The organism is Marilutibacter spongiae, assembly GCF_014145325.1.
Lineage (GTDB): Bacteria > Pseudomonadota > Gammaproteobacteria > Xanthomonadales > Xanthomonadaceae > Marilutibacter > Marilutibacter spongiae.
Genome location: NZ_JACHTF010000008.1, coordinates 78,606 through 101,952, shown reverse-complemented (window position 1 = coordinate 101,952; position 23,347 = coordinate 78,606). Strand labels below are relative to the sequence as shown.

Below are 23,347 nucleotides of genomic sequence, written 5' to 3'. Positions count from 1 at the left end.
ATGCCCCGTGCCCGGTTCCCCATTCGAGGCGGACCCTTAGAGGGTCCGCTGGGCCTCGATGCGCTCGAAGCACTCGATCTGGTCGCCCGGCTTGACGTCGTTGTACTCCTTGACGCCGATGCCGCACTCGGTGCCGTTGCGCACCTCGTCGACGTTCTCCTTGAAGCGGCGCAGGGACTCGAGCTCGCCTTCGAAGACCACGGTGTTGTCGCGAAGCACGCGGATCGGCTTGCTGCGCTTGACCGAGCCCTCGACCACCATGCAGCCGGCGACGGCGCCGAACTTGGAGCTGCGGAACACGTCGCGGACCTCGGCGATGCCGATGATCTCCTCGCGGATCTCCACGCCCAGCAGGCCGGACGCCACCTGCTTCACCTGGTCGATCACGTCGTAGATGATCGAGAAGTAGCGCAGGTCGACGCCATGGGTCTCGATGACCTTGCGCGCCGAGGCGTCGGCACGCACGTTGAAGCCGATGATCGTCGCCTTCGACGTCGCCGCGAGGGTCGCGTCGGACTCGGTGATGCCGCCCACGCCACCGCCGATGACGTTGATGCGGATGTCGTCGGTCGACAGCGCGGTCAGCGCATCGCGAAGCGCCTGCACCGAACCCTGCACGTCGGCCTTCACGACCAGGTTGAGGGTCTGCTGGCCTTCGCCGCTGCCCATCTGCGCGAGGATGTCCTCCATGCGGTTGCCCGCCTGGGCGACCAGGCGCGACTCGCGACGCTTGGCATCGCGCTGCTGCGCGACTTCCTTGGCCAGGCGCTCGTCGTCGACGACCACGAAGTCATCGCCCGCGTCCGGCACGCCGGACAGGCCCAGGACCTGCACCGGGATCGACGGCGTCGCCGCCTCGACCTGCGAGCCGGTCTCGTCGAACAGGGCACGGACGCGGCCGTACTGCACGCCGCAGACCAGGTAGTCGCCCTTGGACAGGGTGCCCTGCTGGACCAGCACGGTCGCGACGGGGCCACGACCCTTGTCCAGCGAGGACTCGATGACCACGCCGCTGGCGCGGCCTTCGCTGACCGCGGACAGTTCGAGCACTTCGGCCTGCAGCGAGATCGCGTCGAGCAGGGCATCGATGTTCTCGCCGGTCTTGGCCGAGAGTTCGATGAACTGGGTGTCGCCGCCGAATTCCTCGGACACGACTTCCTGGCCCATCAGCTCGGTCTTGACGCGCGAGGGGTCGGCACCGGACTTGTCGATCTTGTTGATCGCCACCACCAGCGGCACTTCCGCCGCCTTGGCGTGCTGGATGGCCTCGATGGTCTGCGGCTTGACGCCGTCGTCGGCGGCCACGACCAGTACCACGATGTCGGTCAGCTTCGCGCCGCGGGCGCGCATCGACGAGAACGCCGCGTGGCCCGGGGTATCGAGGAAGCTGATGACGCCGCGGTCGGTCTCGACGTGGTAGGCGCCGATGTGCTGGGTGATGCCGCCGGCTTCGCCGGTGGCGACCTTGGTCCGCCGGATGTAGTCGAGCAGCGAGGTCTTGCCGTGGTCGACGTGGCCCATGATGGTGACCACCGGCGGGCGCGCGACCTTCTCGCCGGTCACGTCCTCGACGTGGGCCAGCAGTTCGTTCTCCGCGTCCTCGGCATCGGCGCGGACGGCCTTGTGCCCGAGTTCCTCGGTGACCAGCACCGCGGTGTCGTGGTCGATGCTCTGGGTGATGGTCGCCATGACGCCCATCTTGAAGAGCGCCTTGACCACCTCGCCGCCCTTCAGCGCGAGCTTCTGCGCCAGGTCCGCGACGGTGATGGTCTCGCCGATGGCGACTTCGCGCACCACCGGGGCGGTGGGCTTGGAGAAGCCGTGCGGACCGGCACCGGTGCGCGACTGGTCGCCCTGGCGGCGCGACTTCGGCTTGCCTCGGGCGCTCGTGCGGCGGGCGCGGTCGGACGCGCTCAGGTGCATCTGCCCGGCGAAGCGGTTGCCGCCGTCTTCCGAACCCTTGCCGCGTGCCTTGCCGCGCGGCGACGCCTCGCGTCCCTCGGTGCGGGCCGGCGGGGTCTTGGGATGGCCGTGGCCACCGGCCTTGTGCGCGACCGGCGCATCGGCGTCGATCTCCGGCTCGGCGGCGGCCAGCGCCTCCTGCTCGGCGCGCAGGCGCTCGGCTTCCTTCGCGGCCTCGGCTTCGCGGACCGCCCGCTCGGCCTCTTCGGCGCGCTGGCGATCGGCCTCCGCGAGGCGCTGCTGCTCCTCGAGGTTGCGCTGGCGCGACTCCTCGAGCTTGCGCAGGATCTCGGCACGCTCGTCGCCGCCACCGCCCTCGCCCGCGCCTTCGGCCGGCCGGCTGAGGGTGACCTTCTTGCGCACGACCACGTCGACCGTCGAGCGGGTCTTGCCGCCACCGACGGTCAGCTCCTGCTTGCGGCTGCGGCTGAGGGTGATCTTCTTCGGCGATGCCCCGGCGTCAGCGGACTTGTCGTCCTTGCCGTGCGTCCGACGCAGGAAGCCGAGCAGTTTGACCTTCTCGGTACTGGTCACGACCTGGTCCGGGTCGCTGAACTTCATGCCGGCCTCGGCCAGCTGTTCCAGCAACTTCTCGACCGGCGTGTTCACCAGTGCGGCCAATTTGCGAATGGTGGTTTGTTGCGACATTCGGTTTCCGTGTCTTGGTGGCGCGGATAGGGTTCCCGCGCGGAGTGTCGCCATTCTAGTCCCGCCCGCGCGTCTCTTGAATCGACGCGGCGTGACGGCCCCTGAATGGCCCGTCCACAGGCCGGAGCCCTCCCCGGCCTGCGAAAGCCGGCCCGGAAACCGGACCGGAGTGCCCGGGAGGCCTCTTTCGAAGCCCCCGGGCGGGTGTGCTGCCTGTTACTCGAACCAGTGCTTGCGCGCTTCCATGATCAGTGCCGCCGCGCGCTCCTCGTCGATGCCTTCCACGTCGGTGATCTCGTCGGTGGCGGCCTCGGCGAGGTCCTCGCGGGTGACCACGCCCTTCGCGGCGAGCGCGTAGGCGGTGGCCTCGTCCATGCCCTCCAGCGAGAGCAGGTCTTCGGCCGGCTGGTGCTCGTCGAGCTCTTCCTCCGCGGCCAGCGCGTCGTTGAGCAGCGCGTCGCGGGCACGGGCGCGCAGTTCCTCGACGATGTCCTCGTCGAAGCCCTCCACCGCCAACAGCTCGCCGACCGGCACGTAGGCGATCTCCTCGACCGTGGTGAAGCCCTCGGCCACCAGGATGCCGGCGATCTCCTCGTCGACCTCCAGCTTCTCCTGGAACAGGTCGCGCGCGGCGTTCTGCTCGGCCTCGGACTTCGCGGTGACCTGGTCCTGGGTCATCACGTTGAGCTGCCAGCCGGTCAGGCGGCTGGCCAGGCGGACGTTCTGGCCGCCCTTGCCGATGGCCTGCGCCAGGCGGTCCTCGGCGACGGCCAGGTCCATGGAGTGCTTTTCCTCGTCGACGATGATCGACTGCACCTCGGCCGGCGCCATCGCGTTGATGACGAACTGCGCCGGGTTGTCGGACCACAGCACGATGTCCACGCGCTCGCCGTTGAGCTCGTTGCTCACCGCCTGGACGCGCGAGCCGCGCATGCCGATGCACGCGCCGATCGGATCGGTGCGGTTGTCGTGCGCCTCGACGGCGATCTTGGCGCGGTCGCCCGGGTCGCGCGCGCAGGCCTTGATCGAAACCAGGCCCTGGCCGACTTCCGGCACTTCCAGCTTGAACAGCTCCATCATGAATTCCGGCGCGGCGCGGCTGATGAACAGCTGCGGGCCACGCGGCTCGGTACGCACGTCGAACAGGTAGCCGCGGACGCGGTCGCCGGTGCGCAGGATGTCGCGCGGGATCCCCTTGTCCTTCTGGATGATCGCCTCGGCGTTGCCGCCCAGGTCGACGAAGATATTGCCGCGCTCGACGCGCTTGACGATGCCGGTGACCAGCTCGCCGACGCGATCCTTCCACGCGTCGACCACCTGGGCACGCTCGGCCTCGCGCACGCGCTGCACGATCACCTGCTTGGCGGCCTGCGCGGCGATGCGGCCGAAGTCCGGGTTCTCGATCTGCTCTTCGATGAAGTCGCCGATCTCCACGCCCTCGGCCTCCTCGACCGCATCCATCATGCGGGTCTGGCGATCGGGGGATTCCATGACCACGTCGTCGGCCACGACTTCCCAGCGGCGGAAGGTCTCGTAGCTGCCGTCCTTCGGGTCGATGGCGACGCGCACCAGCACGTCCTGCTCGTGGTAACGCTTCTTGGCGGCCGAGGCCAGCGCGGCTTCGATCGCCTCGAAGATCACTTCGCGCGGGACGCCCTTCTCGTTGGCGACCGCATCAACGACCAGCAACAGATCCTTGCTCATTACGTCACTCCGCCGTGTTCGACCCGTCGGTCGCCGGCTTCTTGGTTGGTTTGTCGGTGTTCTTGCCCTCGGCGCGGGTCTCGCGCCGTGGCGGGTTCTTGCCGGGCTTTGCGGGCGCCATGCCCAGGGCGGCCCAGTCGGGCACCAGGCGCGCCTTCTCGATGTTGTCGACGGAAACGACGAACTCGCCGCCATCCAGTTCGAAGGTGACCGTGTCGCCGGCCACCTGGGCGATCCGCCCCTGCAGGCGACGGCGGCCGTCCTGCGGCAGCTTCAGCACCACCTTGGCGGACTCGCCCGCGAAGCGCTGGAACTGACTTGCGTTGAACAGCGGTCGGTCCAGCCCCGGCGACGATACCTCCAGGGTGTAGTTGCCCGAGATCGGGTCCTCGACGTCGAGCTGCGCGGACACCTCGCGGCTGACCGCCTCGCAGTCCTCGATGCCGACCGCGCGCGGCGGCGCGCCGCCCTCGCCCGTCGCGGGAAGGTCGATATAGAGCCTCAGCACCGCGCCGCCGGGCGACGGGAGATACTCCACGCCAAGCAGCTCGAGGCCCAGCGACGTCACCGTCGGGGCCAGCAGTGCCGAGATTTGGGATGCCTTGTCCGTCACGCGGTCGTAGTCTCCTGCGATTGCGCCTTGCCTTCCAGATTCCAGGCGGGCCGCACGCGGCGACCCGGGGAAACAACAAAGGGCCCATTGGGCCCCTTGTCCGGCACTGCTGGATTTCGGCGTGACCACGCGAGCAGAACGCGATCACTCAAGCCCAAGCCCTGATCCAAAAATTAAAGCCTCCTAACGAGGCTTCATTTTAGGACTGCCTTACACCTGCAATCCCTGGATCGAAGCTGGTAGCGGGGGCAGGATTTGAACCTGCGACCTTCGGGTTATGAGCCCGACGAGCTGCCAGACTGCTCCACCCCGCATCAGGCCGCCTATTATAGCAGTGAAGCGTTGCTTGGCAACCCTTCATTTGCATCGACAGGCGACGGAACACTTTCGTGCATCGTTCAGGCCGCGAACGCCTTGATGCACCACGCCATGATCGGGTTCCAGGCCAGGCCCAGCACCAGCAGCGACAGGGCGTTGACGCCGAACACGATGCCCATCGGCCGGCCCGCGGTGGGCGCGGGCATCGCGCCGTCCGGGACGTCGAAGTACATCGCCTTGATCACGCGCAGGTAATAGAACGCGCCGATCACCGCGAACACCACGCCGACCAGGGCCAGCCACATCATGTCGCCGTCGAGCGCGGCGCGCAGCACGGCGAGCTTGGCCCAGAAGCCGAGGAACGGCGGGACGCCGGCCAGGGAGGCCATGACGCACAGCACCAGTCCGGCCATCCACGGGTTGCGCGCGTTGAGGCCCTTGAAGTCGTCGATGCGGTCGGCCTCGAAGCCCCGGCTCGAGAGCATGATGATCGCGCCAAAGCCGGCGGCCGACATCAATGCGTAGCTGATCGCGTAGAACATCGCCGCAGAGAAACCCTGGGCACCGCCGCCGGCCAGGCCGACGAACAGGAAGCCCACGTGCGAGATGGTGGAATACGCCAGCAGGCGCTTGAAGTTGGTCTGCACCAGCGCGCCGAGGTTGCCGAAGGCGAGCGACAGCACCGCCAGGCCGGCGAGCATCAGCCGCCAGTGGCCGTCGAGCGGTCCAACCGCGACCTCGAGCAGGCGGTAGGCCATGCCGAAGGCGGCGAGCTTGGGCGCGGAGCCGATGAACAGCGTGATCGGGGTCGGGGCACCCTGGTAGACGTCGGGCAACCACATGTGGAACGGCGCCGCGCCGAACTTGAACGCCACGCCGGCGACGACGAAGGCCACGCCGGTGACGAGCATCGTCGAGGTCGGGGCCTGCCCCGCCGCCGTGGCGATCTCGTGCAGGTCCAGGGTGCCGGTCGCACCGTAGACGAGCGACAGGCCGTAGAGCAGCAGGCCGGACGCCAGCGCGCCGAGCACGAAATACTTGATGCCCGCCTCCGAGGCCAGCGGGCTGTCGCGGTCGCAGACCACGAGCGCGTACGAGCACAGCGCCAGCATCTCCAGGCCCACGTAGACCATCACCAGGGAGTTGGCCGACACCATCAGCATCATGCCGAGCACCGCGAACAGCATCAGCACGGTGATCTCGCCCTTGTACAGGCCGCGGGCGCGCAGGAAGGGCCAGGCGTAGACCATCGCCAGCGCCGACACCGCGCAGATCACCGTCTTGAGCACGTTGGCGGCGGTGTCGCGCACGAACATGCCGCTCAACACTTCGCCGTCGCCGCCCACGCCGGTGGCGACCATCACGGCCACGACCAGCAGCAGCGCCACGCCCAGCGCATGGGTCAGCACGCGGCGGCTCTCGCCGACGAAGAGGTCCAGCATCAGCAGCGCGAAGGCACCCGAGACCACCACCAGTTCAGGCAGCAGGGGCAGCAGGTCCGCGGCGGTGCGTACAGGCATGATCATGCGCTACAACCTCAAAGCTTCGACGTGGCGATGTGGGTCGCCAGATTCGCGATGGAGGGCTCCATCAGGTCGGTGAGCGGCTTGGGCCAGATGCCCAGCACCAGCACGCCGATGGCAAACACGCCCAGGACGAAACCTTCGCGTGCATTGATGTCCTTCAGCTCCGCCACGTGGGCGTTGCCCACCTCGCCCCAGATGGTCCGCTTGACCAGCCACAGGGTGTAGGCGGCACCGATGACCAGGGTGGTGGCCGCGCCGAAGGCGATCAGCGGATGCTTCTGGAAGGCGGCCAGGATCACCATGAACTCGCCGACGAAGCCCGAGGTGCCCGGCAGGCCCGCGTTGGCCATCGCGAACAGGACCACGAAGGCGGCGAACCAGGGCATCACGTTGGCGACGCCGCCGTAGTCCTTGATCATGCGGCTGTGCATGCGGTCGTACAGCACGCCGACGCAACTGAACATCGCGCCGGACACGAAACCATGGCTGATCATCTGCACCATCGCGCCCTGCAGGGCCAGGCGTGCGGCGTCCAGGTTGGCGAAGTCGCGCACCAGGCCGAACACGATGAAGGTGCCCAGGGTGACGAAGCCCATGTGCGCGACGGACGAGTACGCGATCAGCTTCTTCATGTCGTCCTGGACCAAGGCGACCAGGCCGACGTAGATCACCGCCACCAGGCTCAGCGCGATGACCAGCCACGCCCACTCGTGTCCGGCGTCGGGCACGATCGGCAGGGTGAAGCGCAGGAAGCCGTAACCACCGATCTTCAGCATGATCGCGGCCAGGATCACCGAACCGGCGGTCGGCGCCTCGACGTGCGCGTCCGGCAACCAGGTGTGCACCGGGAACATCGGCACCTTCACCGCGAACGCCGCCAGGAACGCGAAGAACAGCCACATCTGCTCGCTGGCGCCGAGCTGCAGCTGGTACATGTCCGCGAGCTGCCAGCTGCCGCCCTTCAGGTACAGGTAGATCAGGCCGACGAGCATGAACACCGAACCCAGGAAGGTATAGAGGAAGAACTTCACCGAGGCGTACACCCGGCGCGGCCCACCCCACACGCCGATGATGATGAACATCGGGATCAGCATGCCTTCGAAGAACACGTAGAACAGCATCGCGTCGAGCGCGCTGAACACGCCGATCATCAGGCCCTCGAGGACCAGGAACGCGGCGTAGTACTGGTTGACGCGCTTGTCCACCGACCCCCAGGCGCCGATCAGCACCAGCACCGAGGTCAGCGTGGTCAACGCGATCAGCGCGACCGAGATGCCGTCGGCTCCGAGGCTGTAACGGATGTCGTAGGCCGGGATCCAGGCGTGGCTCTCGGCGAACTGCATCGCCGGGCTCGCCATGTCGAAGCCGGTGAGCAGCAACACGCTCAACGCCAGGGTGACGACGGCCACGCCCGTGGCGAACCAGCGGGCGGCATTGGCGCGGGCATCGCCGAACGCCAGGGTGGCGAAGCCGCCCAGGATCGGCAGCCAGACGAGCAGGCTCAGCAGGGGGAACGAGCTTTGGGAAATCATGCCATTCAAGGGCTCGGGGTTCACGTCGCGGTCCTTGTCAGGTCAGGGTCCGGATGAGCGCGGCCAGCAGCACGATCAGGCCGACGATCATCACGAATGCGTAGTGGTAGAGGTAACCGGACTGGCCGCGCCTGCCCAACTGGGCGACGAGCTCCACGACCCGGGCGCTGCCATTGACGACCACGCCGTCGATGAGCTTGCTGTCGATGGCGCGCGACGCGCGACCCACCAGCACGCCGCCCGCGGCGAAGCCGTCGATCCAGAGGTTGTCGAAGCCGTACTTGTTCTCGAGCACCCGCACCGGCCAGGCCAGCGCATGGCGCGCCTTGGCAGGCAGTTCCGGCTTGAACAGGTACATCAGCGTGGCCAGGGCGAAGCCGGAGAAGGCCAGCCAGAACGCGGGCGCCTTGAAGCCGTGCAGGGCGAACGCGACCGGTCCGTGCCACGCCTCCTCCGCGACGGCCATCACCGTGTCGCGCGCCACCGACAGGTCGATCGCGCCCAGGAAGAACGGCAGCGTCTCGTGGTGGCCGCTCCAGTCGGTGCCGAACAGCATGGGACCGACGGTGAAGAAACCCACCAGGATCGAGGGGATCGCCAGCAGCACCAGCGGCACCGTCACCACCCAGGGCGATTCGTGCGGCTCGACCGGTCCATGGTGGCCGTGGTCGTCGTGCGCGTGCGCGTCGTGGCCATGGGCCGCGACCTCGCGGAAGCGCTCCTTGCCGTGGAAGGTCATGTAGAGCAGGCGGAAGCTGTAGAAGGCCGTGACGAACGCGCCCAGCAGCACCGCCCAGTACGCGTACTGCGACACCCAGGTGGCGTGCTCGCCGGTCGCCGCGTGGTGGGCCGCCTCGATGATGGTGTCCTTGGAGTAGAAGCCGCTGAAGAACGGTGTCCCGACCAGGGCCAGGGTGCCGATCAGGCTGGTCCAGTACGTGATCGGCATGTACTTGCGCAGGCCGCCCATCTTGCGCATGTCCTGCTCGTGGCGCATGCCGATGATGACCGAGCCGGCCGCCAGGAACAGCAGCGCCTTGAAGAAGGCGTGGGTCATCAGGTGGAACACCGCGGCGCTGTAGGCCGACACACCCAGCGCGACCGTCATGTAACCCAGCTGCGAGAGCGTGGAGTACGCGACCACGCGCTTGATGTCGTTCTGCACGATGCCGATGAGGCCGGTGAAGAACGCCGTCGTCGCACCGATGAACAGCACGAACTCGAGCGCCGTGTGGCTCATCTCGAACAGCGGCGACATGCGCGCCACCATGAAGATGCCGGCGGTGACCATGGTCGCGGCGTGGATCAGGGCCGAGATCGGGGTCGGGCCTTCCATCGAGTCGGGCAGCCACACGTGCAGCGGGACCTGCGCGGACTTGCCCATCGCGCCGATGAACAGGCAGATGCAGATGACCGTGGCGACCGACCACTCATGGCCGGCGAGGATGGAGATCGTCGAGCCCTCCAGCAGGCTGGGCGCATTGGCGAACACGACGCCGTAGTCCAGCGAGCCGAACATCAGCAGGATGCCGGCGATGCCGAGCAGGAAGCCGAAGTCGCCGACGCGGTTGACCAGGAAGGCCTTCATGTTGGCGAACACCGCGGTCGGCTTCTTGAACCAGAAGCCGATCAGCAGGTAGGACACCAGGCCCACCGCCTCCCAGCCGAAGAACAGCTGGAGGAAGTTATTGCTCATCACCAGCATGAGCATCGAGAAGGTGAACAGCGAGATGTAGCTGAAGAAGCGCTGGTAGCCCGGGTCCTCGTGCATGTAGCCGATGGTGTAGACGTGCACCAGCAGCGACACGAAGGTCACCACGACCATCATCATCGCGGTCAGCTTGTCGACCATGAAGCCCACATGGGCTTCGTAGCCGCCGATCTGGAACCAGGTGTAGATGTTCTCGTTGAAGGGCGCCGCGCCCTGCCCCGCCAGCTGCCACAGGACGTAGGCGGACATCGCGCAGCTCGCGGCGACGCCGAGGATGGTCACCGAGTGCGCGCCGGCGCGGCCGACCTTGCGGCCGAACAGGCCGGCGACGATCGAACCCAGCAGCGGTGCCAGCACGATGGCCAGCAGCATGGACCTGGAGATGGCGTGTTCCATACCCGTCATCGGATCAGCCCTTCATCGAATCGATTTCGGCGACGTTGATCGTGCGCCGGTTGCGGAACAGGGTGACCAGGATCGCCAGGCCGATGGCGGCCTCGGCCGCGGCCACGGTCAGGATGAAGAAGACGAAGACCTGGCCGGCAGGATCGCCCAGTTGCCGGGAGAAGGTGATGAAGTTGATGTTCACCGAGAGCAGCATCAGCTCGATGCACATCAACAGGACGATCACGTTCTTGCGGTTGATGAAGATGCCCGCGACGCTGATGCAGAACAACGCGGCGCCGAGCGCCAGGAAGTGGCCGGTGGTCAGGCTTTCGAGCATCATGGCTGGGCCTCCCCGGCCTCGTCGGCGGCATCGCTGGCGGCGACGCGGGGCCGCTCGGCATCCATCTTCACCATGCGCACGCGGTCGGCGGCGCGAACGCGCGTCTGCGCGGCTGGATCCTGGTGCTTGGTGCCGCCGCGGCGGCGCAGGGTCAGCATGACCGCGGCGATCACCGCCACGGTGAGGATGACCGCGGCGACCTCGAACGGCAGCAGGAACCTGGTGAACAGCGCGCTGGCCAGCCAGGCGGTGTTGGACAGGCCCTCGGACTCGGCGGCGTCGGCGGCCAGCGGCACGCTCATCTGCACCTTGACGCCGATCAGGACCAGCATCTCGACGAGCATGACGACGGCGACCACCAGCCCGACCGGCAGGAACCGGACGAAGCCCTCGCGCAGCGGCGCGACGTCGATGTCGAGCATCATCACCACGAACAGGAACAGCACCATCACCGCGCCGACGTAGACCAGGATCAGCGCGACCCCGAGGAACTCGGCGCCGCCGATGATCCACACGCAGGCCACGGAGAAGAAGGTCAGCACCAGCGAGAGCACGGCGTGGACCGGGTTCTTCATCGTGATGACCGCCAGCGCCGACAGCACGGCGGCGGAGGCGAACAGGTAGAAGGCGATAGTTACGAGATCCATGCCATGCACTCAGCGGAAGGGCGCGTCGGCAGCGCGGCGCTCGGCGATCTCGGCCTCGAGCCGGTCGCCGATCGCCAGCAGCTGCGGCTTGGTGACGATGTTCTGTCCGCGCTGGTCGAAGTGGTATTCGTGGATGTGCGTCTCGACGATCGAGTCCACCGGGCAGGATTCCTCGCAGAACCCGCAGAAGATGCACTTGAACAGGTCGATGTCGTAGCGCGTGGTGCGGCGCGTGCCGTCCTCGCGCTTCTCCGAATCGATGGTGATCGCCAGCGCGGGGCACACCGCCTCGCACAGCTTGCACGCGATGCAGCGTTCCTCGCCATTGGGATAGCGGCGCAGCGCGTGGATGCCGCGGAAGCGCGGCGACTGCGGCGTCTTCTCCATCGGGTACATCAAGGTGTACTTCGGCCGGAACAGGTACTTGAACGTCAGTCCAAGCCCTTGCATCAGCTCAAGGAGCAGGAGGCTCTTGAAGTAGGAAACGATTCGATTCATGCCTCTGCCTTATTGCCCCGGCTCGAACACGCCAAAGTACGCCATCAGTGCGGTCACGCAGATCCAGGCGATCGTGATCGGAATGAAGACCTTCCAGCCCAGCCGCATGATCTGGTCGTAGCGGTAGCGCGGGAAGGACGCGCGGAACCAGATGAAGCAGCTGGCGAAGAAGAACACCTTGGCCAGCAGCCACCACCAGCCATCGACCGACAGGAACGGGATGCCCAGGCCCTGGAAGGGGCTCAGCCAGCCGCCGAGGAAGAAGATCGCGGTCAGGAAGCTGATCAGGATCATGTTGGCGTATTCGGCCAGGAAGAACAGCGCGAACGCCGAGCCCGAATACTCGACCATGTGGCCGGCCACGATCTCCGACTCGCCTTCGACCACGTCGAACGGCGCGCGGTTGGTCTCGGCGACGCCGGAAATGAAGTAGACGACGAACAGCGGCAGCAACGGCAGCCAGAACCACTCGAACAGGCCGGCGTTGCCCGACTGCGCCATCACGATCTGGCTGAGGTTGAGGCTGCCGGCCGAGACCATGACGCCCACCATCGCGAAACCCATCGCGATCTCGTAGGAGACGACCTGCGCCGCGGCGCGCATGGCACCGAGGAAGGCGTACTTCGAGTTGGACGCCCACCCGGCCAGGATGATGCCGTAGACGCCCAGCGAGGTCATCGCCAACAGGTACAGCAGACCGGCATTGGCGTTGGAGAGCACGAGCTTGGCGTCGAACGGCACGACCGCCCAGGCCGCGAACGCCGGCGCCAGCGTCAGCAGCGGCGCGAACTTGTACAGGAAGGGCTCGGCCCGGGTGGGCTGGATGACCTCCTTGAACAGCAGCTTGAACACGTCCGCGAAGGCCTGGAAGATGCCCATGCCCACGTACATCGGCCCGTGGCGGACGTGCATCCAGCCGATGAGCTTGCGCTCCCAGACCACGTAGAAGGCCACGGTGATGATCACCGGCATGGCGATCAGCAGGATCTTGAGCACGATCCAGGCGAGCATCCCGAAGGTGCCCAGGGACAGGAACCACGCATGGATCGGGTCGACGTAGCTGGCCAGCATGATCAGGCCCTCCCCGCGTTGACGCGGCCATGGCCGAGCGGCGCGGTCGCGCCATGCCCGGCTTCGATGAGCACCGTGCCCGCCGCCACGCGCGCGTCGACCGAGACCGGCAGGGTCGCGGTGCCGGCGGTCGCGGTGAACTTGCCCATCGCACCGTCGCCAAGGCCCAGGGCCGAGGCGTCGGTCGGATTGAGACGGGCGGACGGACCGCCATTGAGCGGATGGGCCTGCAGCGCCGGGGCGCGGCGCACCACCGCGTCGCTGCGGTAGATGCCGGTGGCAGCCACCACTTCAAGGCCCTCGTTGGACAGGTAGGGCGCGAGGCCGGCCACCGGCGAGACGTCACGCGCGGTCATTCCCGCACGCAGGCCGGCCAGGTCGGTGAACTCGAAGCCCGGGGCCTGCAGCGCACCGCCGAGGGCGCGAAGCACGCGCCAGCCGGCGCGCGCTTCGCCCGGCATCTTGCCGCCGGCCTGGGCCACCTGGCGGCGACCCTCCAGGTTGGTCAGGGTCGCGTCGATCTCGGCCAGGGCCCCGATCGGCAGGATCACGTCGGCCACGGCCAGGGTGGACTGGCAGGCGAACTGGCTGAACGCGACCACCTGGGCCGCGGACAGGGCCTTCATCGCATTGCCGGCCGAGGCGAAGTCCAGGCCCGGCTCGATGCCGTAGATGACGTAGGCAGAACGCGGCTCGGCCAGCATGGACTTGGCGTCGCGCGAGCTCGGCAGCACGCCCGCATCGGCCAGGCCGAGCGCATTGGCGCCCTGCGGGATGCGGCACAGGCGGGCGCCGCTGTTCGCGGCCAGGTCGGCCGCCGCCTTGCGGATCGCGGCTGCGTGCAGGCTGTTCTCGGCCAGCCCGCCGACGATGATCGCGGCGTGCCCGGCCTCGCCCAGCGCCTGCGCCAACCCGGCATCGGCCAGCGCGCCGGCGATCGCGGAAGGCGGCACGATGTGCTTGTCGGCGATGTCGAAGGCGAAGTCGAAGTCGACCGGGTTGACGACCACCACGCGCGCACCCTTGCGCCATGCCTTGCGCACGCGCTGGTGCACCAGGGGCAGTTCGTGGCGCAGGTGGCTGCCGACGATGACGATGAGGTCGGCCTCTTCCATCGCGGCGACGGGCATAGCGAAGGCTTCGGCGACGGCGGCATCGGTCAGGTCGGACTGGCTGATCCGGTGGTCGAGGTTGCCGGTGCCCAGCGCTTCGGCGAGTCGGGCGAGCAGTTCGCCCTCCTCGTTCGAGGTGGCCGGATGGACCAGCATGCCCAGGTTGTCGGCGCCGTTGTCGCGCAGGATCGCGACGGCGCGCGCGAGCGCCTCGTCCCAACCGGCTTCGCGCCACTGGCCGTCGACCTTCAGCATCGGGGTCGTCGCGCGATCGGCGGCGTACAGGCCCTGGTGCGAGTAGCGGTCGCGGTCCGAGAGCCAGCACTCGTTGACGTCGTCGTTGTCGCGCGGCACCGCGCGCAGCACGTCGCCGCGGCGCACGTGCAGGTACAGGTTGCTGCCCAGCGCGTCGTGGTAGCCCAGTGACTCGCGCGCGGTCAGCTCCCACGGACGCGCCTTGAACTGGAACACCTTGTTGGTCAGCGCGCCGACGGGGCACACGTCGATCACGTTGCCCGACAGTTCGGTGGTCAGCGGCTTGCCGTCGTAGGTGCCGATCTGCAGGTTCTCGCCGCGGCTCATGCCGCCCAGCTCGTAGGTGCCGGCGATCTCCGCGGTGAAGCGCACGCAGCGGGTGCACTGGATGCAGCGGGTCATCTCGGTGGCGACCAGCGGCCCCATGTCCTCGTCCGGGACCACGCGCTTGCGCTCGACGAAACGGCTGACCGAGCGGCCGTAGCCCATCGACAGGTCCTGCAGCTCGCACTCGCCGCCCTGGTCGCAGATCGGGCAGTCCAGCGGGTGGTTGACCAGCAGGAACTCCATCACGTTGCGCTGCGACTTGAGCGCCTTCTCGTTGCGGGTGAAGACCTTCATGCCGTCGGCGACGGGCGTCGCGCAGGCCGGCAGCGGCTTCGGCGACGGGCGACCGCCCATCTCCGCGTCGACCAGGCACATGCGGCAGTTCGCCGCGATCGACAGCTTGTCGTGGTAGCAGAAGCGCGGGATCGGGATGCCGGCCTTGTCGGCGGCCTGGATGACCATCGAACCCTTCGGCGCGAACATCTCGACGCCGTCGATCTCGATGGTGACGTGGTCGGGCGGGACGTTGGGGTTGGCGGGCTGCGCGCTCATGCGGCCTTCTCCACGGTGCCCGCGGCCTGGTCGTCGACCAGGAAACGCTTGTTCACGATCGCGTACTCGAACTCGTTCCAGTAGTGGCGCAGGAAGCCCTGCACCGGCCAGGCGGCGGCCTCGCCGAAGGCGCAGATGGTGTGGCCTTCGATCTGGCCCGCGGCCGAGCGCAGCATCTCCAGGTCCTCGAGCGTCGCCTGCTTCTCGACGATGCGCGTCAGCATGCGGTACATCCAGCCGGTGCCTTCGCGGCACGGGGTGCACTGGCCGCAGCTTTCCTTGAAGTAGAAGCGCGCGATGCGCTGGCAGGCGCGCACCATGCAGGCGCTGTCGTCCATCACCACGACCGCACCCGAGCCCAGGCCGGAGCCGGCCTTCTGGATCGAGTCGTAGTCCATGGTCAGGCCCATCATCACCTCGCCCGGCAGGACCGGCATGGAGGAGCCGCCGGGGATCACCGCCTTCAGCGTCCGGCCCGGGCGCATGCCGCCGGCCATCTCCAGCAGGTCGGCGAACGAGGTGCCCAGGCGGATCTCGTAGTTGCCCGGGCGGGCGACGTGGCCCGAGACCGAGAACACCTTGGCGCCGCCGTTGTTCGGCTTGCCCAGGTTGAGGAACCATTCCGGCCCGTTGCGCACGATCGCGGGGACCGAGGCATAGGTCTCGGTGTTGTTGATCGTGGTCGGCTTGCCGAACAGGCCGAAGTTCGCCGGGAACGGCGGCTTGTAGCGCGGCTGGCCCTTCTTGCCTTCCAGCGATTCCATCAGGGCGGTTTCCTCGCCGCAGATGTACGCGCCGGCGCCGAGCGCACCGTAAATGTCGATATCCACGCCGCTGCCCAGCACGTCCTTGCCCAGCCAGCCGTGCGCGTAGGCTTCCTTCAGCGCCTGTTCGAAGTGCTCGAAGGGTTCATGGTGGAACTCGCCGCGCAGGTAGTTGTAGGCCACCGTCGAACCGGTCGCGTAGCAGGCGATCGCCATGCCCTCCACCACCGCGTGCGGGTTGTAGCGCAGGATGTCGCGATCCTTGGCGGTGCCCGGCTCGGACTCGTCCGAGTTGCACAGGATGTACTTCTGCGTCTCGCTGCCCTTGGGCATGAAGCTCCACTTCAGGCCGGTCGGGAAGCCCGCGCCGCCGCGGCCGCGCAGGCCCGACTGCTTGACCATCTCGATGACGTCGGCCTGCGGGATCTTCTCGGTGAGGATCTTGCGCAGCGCGGCGTAACCACCGGTCTTGAGGTAGTTCTCGTAGGACCACGGCGTGTCGTAGTGCAACGTCGTGTAGACGACGCTGTGCTCCTGCGGTGCAGGACCGACCGGGCCGTAACCTTTGGAATAGTCGTGGTGCGCCATTGCCTCCGCCTTACTCCAGTCCGTCCAGGAGCTCGTCGACCTTCGCCGGATCGAGCTTCTCGTGGTAATGGCCATTGATCACGACCACCGGTGCGCCGCAGCACGCCGCCAGGCACTCTTCCTCGCGCTTGAGGAACACGCGCCCGTCGGCGGTCGATTCGCCGAGCTTGCAGCCGAGCTTCTTCTCGGCATGCCGGACCAGGTCCTCGGCGCCGTTGAGCCAGCAGCTGATGTTGGTGCAGAAGGCGACGTTGTTGCGGCCGACCTTCTCGGTCTCGAACATCGAGTAGAAGCTCGCGACCTCGTAGGCCCAGACCGGCGGCAGGCCCAGGTACTTGGCCACCGCCGCGATCAGTTCGTCCGACAGCCAGCCCTCGTTCTGCTCCTGCGCCGCGTGCAGGCCCTGCAACACGGCCGAGCGCTTGCGATCCGGCGGGAACTTGGCCAGCCAGTGGTCGATGTGGGCGCGGGTCTTGTCAGACAACGCGACCATCGGGTCGACGTGCTGGCAGGCCTCGAAGTTTCCGGTCGCTTTCATGGCAGCAGTGATTCGTGATTGGTGACTCGTGATTGGAAGAAGCCGGCGGCGCGACGTGAGACCACGGCGGACACGATGGTGCGCCGCCTTCGCGAATCACCCATCACCAATCCCCAATCACGGCCTTTCATCGATCGATCTCGCCGAACACGATGTCGTAGGTGCCGATCATCGCCACCACGTCGGCCAGCATGTGGCCCTTGACCACCTCGTCCATCGACGACAGGTGGGCGAAGCCCGGGGCACGGAGCTTCACGCGGAACGGCTTGTTGGCGCCATCGGACACCAGGTAGCAGCCGAACTCGCCCTTGGGCGCCTCGACCGCGGCGTAGGTCTCGCCGGCCGGCACGCAGTAGCCTTCCGAGAACAGCTTGAAGTGGTGGATCAGGGCTTCCATGTCGTCCTTCATGCCCTCGCGCTTCGGCGGCGCGACCTTGAAGTTGTCGACGATCACCGGTCCCGGATTGGCCTTCAGCCAGGCGACGCACTGCTTGATGATGCGCGTGGACTCGCGCATCTCGGCAACGCGCACGAGGTAGCGGTCGTAGCAGTCGCCGTTGACGCCCACCGGGATGTCGAAGTCGACCTCGGCGTACTTGGCGTAGGGCTGCTTCTTGCGCAGGTCCCAGGCAATGCCCGAACCACGGATCATCGGTCCGGTCATGCCCCAGGCCAGCGCCTGTTCCGGCGGGATCACGCCCACGCCGACGGTGCGCTGCTTCCAGATGCGGTTGTCGGTGAGCAGGGTCTCGTACTCGTCCACGCGCGCCGGGAAATCGTCCGCGAACGCATCCAGGTAATCGAGCATGGAGCCCTCGCGCCAGGCGTTGAAGCGCTGAAGCTTCGCGCCCTTGCGCCACGGCGACTCCTTGTAGCGCGGCATCTGCGCCGGCAGGTCGCGGTATACGCCGCCGGGACGGTAGTAGGCAGCGTGCATGCGCGCACCCGACACCGCCTCGTAGCAGTCCATCAACTCCTCGCGCTCGCGGAACGCATAGAGGAACACCGCCATCGCGCCCAGGTCGAGCGCATTGGAGCCGATCCACATGAGGTGGTTGAGGATGCGGGTGATCTCGTCGAACAGGGTGCGGATGTACTGCGCGCGCTCGGGCGCCTCGATCCCCAGCAGGGTCTCGATGGCACGGACGTAGGCGTGCTCGTTGCACATCATCGACACGTAGTCCAGGCGATCCATGTAGCCGATCGACTGGTTGAACGGCTTGGACTCGGCCAGCTTCTCGGTGCCGCGATGCAGCAGGCCGATGTGCGGATCGGCGCGTTGCACGACCTCGCCGTCCATCTCAAGGATCAGGCGCAGCACGCCGTGCGCGGCCGGGTGCTGGGGGCCGAAGTTGAACGTGTAGTTGCGGATCTCGGCGTTGTTCAGGCCCGAGGTGTTGCCGCTGGGCAGGGTCACGGCGCTCATTTCTTCACCTCCGCGCGCTGGGCGGCTTCACCGACGGCGGTCTGGTAGCGGGCATCGTCGCGGATCACGCGCGGCACGCCGACGCGGGGATCGATGGAGACCGGCTCGTAGACCACGCGCTTGCGCTCGGCGTCGTACCGCACTTCGACGTTGCCGATCAACGGGAAGTCCTTCCGGAACGGATGGCCGACGAACCCGTAGTCGGTGAGGATCCGGCGCAGGTCCGGATGCCCTTCGAAGAGGATGCCGTAGAGGTCGAAGGCCTCGCGCTCGAACCAGTTCGCGCCCGGCCACACCGGGGTCAGCGAGGCGACCACCGGCAGGTCGTCGTTCTCGGCGAACGTGCGCAGGCGCACGCGCAGGTTGTGCGCCACCGACAGCAGGTGGGCGACGGCCGCGAAGCGGTGTTCCGGCAGCGCCGCCGCGCCGTTGGGCGACTCGCCCCAGGCGAAACGCCCTGCGCTCTTGCCTTCCACGCCACGCGAGAAGCCTTCGGAGGACACGTCGGTGTCCCACTCGTCGCTGCCGTAGCTCAGGTAGTCGACGCCGCTGACATCGACGAGCTGTTCGAAGCCGAACTCGTCGCGCAAGGCCATGGCGGCCGGGAACCAGTCCGCGGCGGCGACGTCCACGGTCACCTCGCCGTGGGGCTCGGCGACGGACACCGCCGCTTCGGCGAAACGCGCCCGCAGGCGCTCGACGAAATCGGTCACCCTCTCGCCCATGTCAGCGGATACCCTGCTTGTTGTCGCCGAAGTTGGTGCCGCGGCGGATCTTGCGCTGCAACTGGAGGATGCCGTAGACCAGCGCTTCGGCAGTCGGCGGGCAGCCCGGTACGTACACGTCGACCGGTACGATCCGGTCGCAGCCGCGCACCACGGAATAGGAATAGTGGTAGTAGCCGCCGCCGTTGGCGCAGCTGCCCATCGAGATGACCCATTTGGGGTCGGGCATCTGGTCGTAGACCTTGCGCAATGCCGGGGCCATCTTGTTGACCAGGGTGCCGGCGACGATCATCACGTCGGACTGGCGCGGCGAGGGCCGGAACACGACGCCGTAGCGGTCGAGGTCCAGGCGCGCGGCGCCGGCGTGCATCATCTCCACGGCGCAGCAGGCCAGGCCGAAGGTCATCGGCCACATCGAGCCGGTGCGCGCCCAGTTCCACAGCGCATCCATGCTGGTGGTGACATAGCCCTGCTGCATCACCGGGTTGTCGGCTTCCGGCCGCAGGATGTCGTCCAGCCGCCCTTCGGGCAGCGGGTTGTTCATCAGTCCGGAGATGGTCTCGCTCACTCCCATTCCAGGGCTCCCTTCTTCCAGACGTAGACGAAGCCGAGCAGCAACATGCCGGCGAACAGGCCCATCTCGACCAGCCCGACCATGCCCAGGTCGCGGAAGACCGTCGCCCAGGGCACGATGAAGATGATCTCGAGGTCGAAAATGATGAACTGGATGGCGATGAGGTAGTAGCGCACGTCGAACTGCATGCGCGCGTCCTCGAACGCCTCGAAGCCGCACTCGTAGGGTGCCAGCTTCTCCGCGGTCGGGCGCTTGGGCCCGAGCACGTTGCCCACGATGAGCAGGGCGACGCCGATACCGCCGGCGACGATCAGGAACAGCAGGGTCGGCAGGTATTCGGCCAGCACGTGTGTTCTCTCGGCTATGGCCGCGCAAGCGCGGCTTGGCTCGGCGCGGCTGCGCCACCGGGAGCTCCCGCAGGGTCCCGCGAGGCGGGTGTTGCCGGAGATCCCGAATGAATGGTGCCCAAGGGGGGACTCGAACCCCCACGACCTAAGTCGCTACCACCTCAAGGTAGTGCGTCTACCAATTCCGCCACCTGGGCATTGACTGTCTTCCGTGACCCGGGACCCGTACGACCGACCGTGCCCCATTGCGATTATGACTGATCGCCGTCCGTCTTCCCTGTCGAACGCTTCAAACTTTTTCCTGCCTGGGCCGAATGACCCGCCTCAGCCGCCGCCGGCCGGCGCCCCGGTTTCGGCCGGCGGCTGCGCGGGGGCCTCCGGGACCTCGGGGGCGGCGACCGGCGCGGCCTCGGGCACCGCCGGCGTCGCGCTCAGGCCCGGACTGGCCGGCGCGGCCTCGGACGGCGCGCCCTGCGACGCGGCCGGGACCTCGGACATCACGCCCAGGTCGTTGGCGGCGTTGTCCGCCAGCCTCGCGCCATGGGTGGCCGCCCAGGCCATGTAGAAGGTGATCAGGAAGAACACCACGGCCAGCCACTTGGTGGCCTTGGTGAGGAAACTGGAGGAGCCGCGCGCGCCGAACACCGTCGCGGACGCACCACCGCCGAAACCGGAGCCGGCCTGCGCACCCGCGCCGCGCTGCATCAGGATCAGCGCGATCATGGCGACCGCGACCAATACGAAGATGACGTTGAGGATCAACAGCATCGGAATAAGGACTCTCGTTCGTTACCGGGGCGCCGCCGCCGAAGCGATGGCGTTGAAGTCGGCGGCAACCAGGGAGGCCCCGCCGATCAGGCCGCCATCCACGTCCGGCTGCGCAAACAGCTCGGCCGCGTTGCCGGCCTTCACGCTTCCGCCGTAAAGAATCGGAAGCGAGCCCGCAATTCTAGCATCGCGCGCAGCGATTTCGCTACGGATGAATGCGTGGACCTGCTGGGCCTGCTCGGGACTGGCCGTCTTGCCCGTTCCGATCGCCCAGACGGGCTCGTAGGCCACGATGGCGCCGTCGAAGGCTTCCACCCCACCCAGTTCGATGACCGGACCGAGCTGTTCCTCGAGCCGCCACTCGGTCTGCCCGCGTTCACGCTCGGACAGGCTCTCGCCGATGCACAGGATGGGGGTGAGGCCGGCCTCGCGGGCCGCCATGAACTTGCGTGCGACCCACTCGCTGGTTTCGCCATGGTACTGGCGACGCTCGGAATGGCCGACCAGGCCGTAGCGGGCACCCACGTCGATCAGCATCGCGGCGGACACCTCGCCGGTGTAGGCGCCGGACTGGTAGGCGCTGACGTCCTGCGCGCCGAAAGCCAGGCCCCGCGCCCCATAGCGCTCCACCAGGTCGCCCAGGATCGGCAGCGGCGGCAGGATCAGGCGCTCGACGCCCGCCGGCACTTCCGCGGCCACCACCTGGTCGAGCAGGTCGCAGGCGAACTTGCGGTCGCCGTGAAGCTTCCAGTTTCCTGCAACGATCCTGCGACGCATGGGGACTCCTGTGACGTGGCGACGCCCGGGCTCGACCCGGGGCGCGGCATTCTAACCCAGTGGGCCGGAAAAGGATGGCTACAATCGACCGCGCATGCCCTCCTCCCCCGCCCCGCCCGCCGCCGGCCCGACCCTGCATGGCTTCCCGCCCATCGCGGGCAAGGCGCCGCGGGTGCTGGTACTGGGCTCCATGCCGGGCGCGGCTTCGCTGGCGGCACGGGCGTACTACGCCCATCCCCGCAACCTGTTCTGGCCCTTCATGGCCGACTTCTTCGGTTTTTCGACGTCGCTGCCGTACCCGTTGCGGGTCCGCCGCCTGGTCGAGTCCGGCGTGGCGGTCTGGGACGTCCTGGCTCAGTGCGAGCGCGCGGGCAGCCTGGACAGCGCGATCCGCGACGAGACGGCCGCGGCGAACGACTTCGAGGCCTTCTTCGACGCCCATCCGGGCATCGGCAGCGTGCTGTTCAATGGCGCGAAGGCCGAGGCCAGCTACCGGCGCCTGGTCCCGGGGCGTCGCCTGGACGATGGGCGCCTGCTGCAACGCCTGCCCTCCACCAGTCCCGCGAACGCCTCGCAGGCGGTCGATGCCAAGCGCGAAGCATGGCGACGGGCGCTGCAGGAGGCGGGCGTCGCGGTCGTACGCCGCGCTGGCGATCCGGCCCCTACTTGAGCTTGATCTCGCGCAGGCGTTCGTCGAGGTAGGCCTGGGCGGTGATCGGCGCATCGTAGCGCAAGGGGTTGTCCGCGCTCACGCAGCCCGGGAGGACATCGATGAGGAAGTCCGGATTGGGGTGCAGGAAGAAGGGCGTCGAGTAGCGCGGCTTGCGTGCCGCCTCGCCCCTGGGGTTGACCACGCGGTGGGTCGTGGACGGATAGACGTGGTTGGTCAGGCGCTGCAGCATGTCGCCGATGTTGACGACGATGGTGTCGGCGTCGGCCGTGAACGGCACCCATTCGCCCTGTCGCGAACGCACCTCCAGGCCCGCCGCGCTGGCACCGACCAGCAGGGTGATCAGGTTGATGTCCTCATGGGCGCCGGCACGCACGTTGGGGATGTCGTCGCTGGTGATCGGTGGATAGTGGATCGGTCGCAGGATCGAATTGCCCTGGTCGGTCTTGTCGCGGAACCAGTCCTCGGGCAGGCCGATGTGCAGGGCCAGCGCCGACAGCACCGAGCTGCCCAGCGCGTCCAGGGCCTCGTACAGGCCGTAGGCATGCTCGCGGAAGCCGGCGACCTCGTCGGGCCACAGGTTGGACGGCATGTACGGGGCGTAGCGCGAATCGCGCGGGATCTCCCGGCCCACGTGCCAGAACTCCTTGAGGTCGTGGTGCTTGGAATCCTTGGCCGTCTCCACGCCGAAGGGCGTGTAACCGCGCGCGCCGCCGGTCCCGGGCACGTGGTACTTCATCTTGACCGGCTCGGGCAGCTCGAAGAAACGCTGGAACACGTCGTAGGCCGCCTCGATCCGCGCCTCGCCGATCCCGTGCCCGCGGATGCCGGCGAAGCCCCAGGCTTCGTAGGCGCGGCCGAGTTCCGACACGAACGCGGCGCGGTCGGCGGCGCTCACCGGCTGGGTGAACCTGCGGATGTCGAGGGTGGGAATCTGCGCTGGGCTCATCGTTGTCGTCTTGTGCGG

General features: G+C 67.7%; 21 protein-coding genes and 2 tRNA genes. 1 reads left to right on the top strand and 22 read right to left on the bottom strand.

All coding sequences use genetic code 11. From position 1 onward, the window contains the following. Window positions 1–36 precede the first annotated feature (36 nt). The 21 genes from infB to tpiA all read right to left on the bottom strand — a co-directional run bounded on the left by infB (window position 37) and on the right by tpiA (window position 21,710). Window positions 37–2,610: a translation initiation factor IF-2 gene (gene infB / locus H4F98_RS08950; RefSeq protein ID WP_182686887.1), complete on the bottom strand. Its 2,574-nt coding sequence runs from the start codon at window positions 2,608–2,610 to the stop codon at window positions 37–39. Window positions 2,611–2,826: 216 nt separating this feature from the next. Then, window positions 2,827–4,314, bottom strand: coding sequence for a transcription termination factor NusA (nusA, locus tag H4F98_RS08945; protein ID WP_182686885.1), 1,488 nt, complete (start codon window positions 4,312–4,314; stop codon window positions 2,827–2,829). Between the two features lie 4 nt (window positions 4,315–4,318). Next, the gene (gene rimP / locus H4F98_RS08940) at window positions 4,319–4,927 is read right to left on the bottom strand and encodes a ribosome maturation factor RimP (protein WP_182686883.1); all 609 of its coding nucleotides are present in this window, start codon (window positions 4,925–4,927) and stop codon (window positions 4,319–4,321) included. Between the two features lie 237 nt (window positions 4,928–5,164). Beyond that, window positions 5,165–5,241, bottom strand: a tRNA-Met gene (locus H4F98_RS08935). Between the two features lie 84 nt (window positions 5,242–5,325). Continuing rightward, entirely contained in the window at window positions 5,326–6,771 is a 1,446-nt protein-coding gene (gene nuoN, locus H4F98_RS08930) for an NADH-quinone oxidoreductase subunit NuoN (protein ID WP_182686881.1), read from the bottom strand. 11 nt (window positions 6,772–6,782) lie between these two features. Next, on the bottom strand, window positions 6,783–8,303 hold the full coding sequence (locus H4F98_RS08925) for an NADH-quinone oxidoreductase subunit M (protein ID WP_182687021.1): 1,521 nt from the start codon (window positions 8,301–8,303) through the stop codon (window positions 6,783–6,785). Between the two features lie 37 nt (window positions 8,304–8,340). Continuing rightward, on the bottom strand, window positions 8,341–10,410 hold the full coding sequence (gene nuoL, locus H4F98_RS08920; protein ID WP_182686879.1) for an NADH-quinone oxidoreductase subunit L: 2,070 nt from the start codon (window positions 10,408–10,410) through the stop codon (window positions 8,341–8,343). Window positions 10,411–10,423: 13 nt separating this feature from the next. Then, on the bottom strand, window positions 10,424–10,738 hold the full coding sequence (gene nuoK / locus H4F98_RS08915; RefSeq protein WP_182687019.1) for an NADH-quinone oxidoreductase subunit NuoK: 315 nt from the start codon (window positions 10,736–10,738) through the stop codon (window positions 10,424–10,426). Further along, on the bottom strand, window positions 10,738–11,388 hold the full coding sequence (locus tag H4F98_RS08910) for an NADH-quinone oxidoreductase subunit J (RefSeq protein ID WP_182686877.1): 651 nt from the start codon (window positions 11,386–11,388) through the stop codon (window positions 10,738–10,740). The genes nuoK and H4F98_RS08910 overlap by 1 nt, the downstream gene beginning before the upstream one ends. 9 nt (window positions 11,389–11,397) lie before the next feature. Next, a complete protein-coding gene (gene nuoI, locus H4F98_RS08905) occupies window positions 11,398–11,886 on the bottom strand; it encodes an NADH-quinone oxidoreductase subunit NuoI (RefSeq protein ID WP_182686875.1) in 489 nt (162 codons plus the stop codon). A gap of 9 nt (window positions 11,887–11,895) precedes the next feature. Beyond that, window positions 11,896–12,957 carry an NADH-quinone oxidoreductase subunit NuoH gene (nuoH, locus tag H4F98_RS08900; protein WP_182686873.1) on the bottom strand — a complete coding sequence of 354 codons (1,062 nt, stop codon included), beginning with the start codon at window positions 12,955–12,957 and terminating at the stop codon, window positions 11,896–11,898. A 2-nt stretch (window positions 12,958–12,959) separates the two neighbouring features. Next, window positions 12,960–15,203 carry an NADH-quinone oxidoreductase subunit NuoG gene (nuoG, locus tag H4F98_RS08895; protein WP_182686871.1) on the bottom strand — a complete coding sequence of 748 codons (2,244 nt, stop codon included), beginning with the start codon at window positions 15,201–15,203 and terminating at the stop codon, window positions 12,960–12,962. Beyond that, a complete protein-coding gene (gene nuoF, locus H4F98_RS08890) occupies window positions 15,200–16,555 on the bottom strand; it encodes an NADH-quinone oxidoreductase subunit NuoF (RefSeq protein WP_182686869.1) in 1,356 nt (451 codons plus the stop codon). The genes nuoG and nuoF overlap by 4 nt, the downstream gene beginning before the upstream one ends. Window positions 16,556–16,565: 10 nt before the next feature. Then, window positions 16,566–17,093: an NADH-quinone oxidoreductase subunit NuoE gene (nuoE, locus tag H4F98_RS08885; protein WP_141519084.1), complete on the bottom strand. Its 528-nt coding sequence runs from the start codon at window positions 17,091–17,093 to the stop codon at window positions 16,566–16,568. A 127-nt stretch (window positions 17,094–17,220) separates the two neighbouring features. Next, on the bottom strand, window positions 17,221–18,519 hold the full coding sequence (locus H4F98_RS08880) for an NADH-quinone oxidoreductase subunit D (protein ID WP_182686867.1): 1,299 nt from the start codon (window positions 18,517–18,519) through the stop codon (window positions 17,221–17,223). Further along, entirely contained in the window at window positions 18,516–19,244 is a 729-nt protein-coding gene (locus H4F98_RS08875; protein WP_182686865.1) for an NADH-quinone oxidoreductase subunit C, read from the bottom strand. Before H4F98_RS08875 ends, H4F98_RS08880 begins: the two co-directional genes overlap by 4 nt. 1 nt (window position 19,245) lies before the next feature. After that, window positions 19,246–19,818, bottom strand: coding sequence for a NuoB/complex I 20 kDa subunit family protein (locus H4F98_RS08870; protein WP_141519087.1), 573 nt, complete (start codon window positions 19,816–19,818; stop codon window positions 19,246–19,248). After that, a complete protein-coding gene (locus tag H4F98_RS08865) occupies window positions 19,809–20,165 on the bottom strand; it encodes an NADH-quinone oxidoreductase subunit A (protein WP_182686863.1) in 357 nt (118 codons plus the stop codon). Before H4F98_RS08865 ends, H4F98_RS08870 begins: the two co-directional genes overlap by 10 nt. 112 nt (window positions 20,166–20,277) lie before the next feature. Continuing rightward, window positions 20,278–20,362, bottom strand: a tRNA-Leu gene (locus H4F98_RS08860). A gap of 127 nt (window positions 20,363–20,489) precedes the next feature. Continuing rightward, window positions 20,490–20,933 (bottom strand): preprotein translocase subunit SecG, encoded by a 444-nt coding sequence (gene secG, locus H4F98_RS08855; protein ID WP_182686861.1) that lies wholly within the window; start codon window positions 20,931–20,933, stop codon window positions 20,490–20,492. A 21-nt stretch (window positions 20,934–20,954) separates the two neighbouring features. After that, a complete protein-coding gene (gene tpiA / locus H4F98_RS08850) occupies window positions 20,955–21,710 on the bottom strand; it encodes a triose-phosphate isomerase (protein ID WP_182686859.1) in 756 nt (251 codons plus the stop codon). A 94-nt stretch (window positions 21,711–21,804) separates the two neighbouring features. Between tpiA and H4F98_RS08845 the strand changes: the two genes are divergently transcribed. Further along, window positions 21,805–22,380, top strand: a complete 576-nt coding sequence (locus H4F98_RS08845; protein ID WP_182686856.1) for a DNA-deoxyinosine glycosylase — start codon at window positions 21,805–21,807, stop codon at window positions 22,378–22,380. Here the strand turns inward: H4F98_RS08845 and H4F98_RS08840 are convergent. After that, complete coding sequence (locus tag H4F98_RS08840; protein WP_182686854.1) at window positions 22,373–23,329, bottom strand: isopenicillin N synthase family dioxygenase; 957 nt, start codon at window positions 23,327–23,329, stop codon at window positions 22,373–22,375. The two genes, H4F98_RS08845 and H4F98_RS08840, sit on opposite strands and share 8 nt — an antisense overlap. Window positions 23,330–23,347 lie beyond the last annotated feature (18 nt).